The sequence below is a fragment of the Streptomyces sp. NPDC055140 genome, assembly GCF_053607285.1.
Genome location: NZ_JBSGTG010000147.1, coordinates 1 through 982, shown reverse-complemented (window position 1 = coordinate 982; position 982 = coordinate 1). Strand labels below are relative to the sequence as shown.

Sequence of the window (982 nt, the reverse complement as noted above, 5' to 3'; positions counted from 1 at the left end):
CACGCAATGCGGGGCTACGTAGTGGCGCATTCGCAGCCCTGGGAAGCCCGCCTAAACGGGCTCACCCCATGGCACGGGAATTGCGGTCTCCGTCCCTCGTGGCGGGATGCGCATCGACGACTGGGGACCGAGACATGAGCACAGCCATACGCATCGCCGGGGGTGGGATCGCGGCGATGTGCGCTGGAACGCTCTGCCTCCCGCTGATGCTGGGCGCTGGCGGGTCGGACGACGGGCCAGAGTGGGAGGACTCCTGCACGCCCGGCAACTCCGCCATGCAAGTGGCCAGCAAGGAACAGGAAATCCCGGCCGCAGAGGCCGGGGGCCAGGTCACGGTGCCCCTGAACCCTCAGGGCAAGCAGCAGAGCGTCAACTGGACGCAGGAGCAGAAGCGCAACGCGAGCGTCATCACCAACGTCGCGCGCAGCCGCGGCCTCCCGCCCCGCGCAGCGGTCATCGGCGTCGCCACCGCGATCCAGGAGTCGATGCTCAAGAACATCCAGCACGGAGACCGCGACTCCCAGGGCCTCTTCCAGCAGCGCCCCTCACAGGGCTGGGGCACCGTCGCGCAGGTCACCGACCCGATCCACGCGAGCAACGCCTTCTTCAAGCGCCTCGCCAACGTCGGCAAATGGCAGACCAAGCCGCTCACCCAGGCCGCCCAGAACGTCCAGCGCTCCGGCTTCCCCGACGCGTACGCGAAGTGGGAGAAGACCGCCGGTGAGCTCGTGGTCAAAAGCTGGGGCAAGAAGGCCGTACTCTCCACCACCTCCGGGTGCGACGCCGTCGAGAACGCCGCCAACTCCACCGACGCCAAAGGCAAGGGCGGGTGGGCCCTGCCCGTGGAGAACTCCCGCGTCACCACCCCCTACAAGGCCGGCGGCGGCATGTGGTCCTCCGGCAGCCACACCGGCATCGACTTCCCCGTCGCCACCGGCACCCGCGTCCAGGCCGTCGGCACCGGCACCGTCGTCGAAGCCGG

General features: G+C 69.3%; 1 protein-coding gene. It reads left to right on the top strand.

Annotated elements, in window-relative coordinates:
* Window positions 1-134: 134 nt before the first annotated feature.
* On the top strand, window positions 135-982 hold an 848-nt coding region (locus tag ACWFR4_RS48400; protein WP_453658329.1), incomplete at its 3' end, for a M23 family metallopeptidase.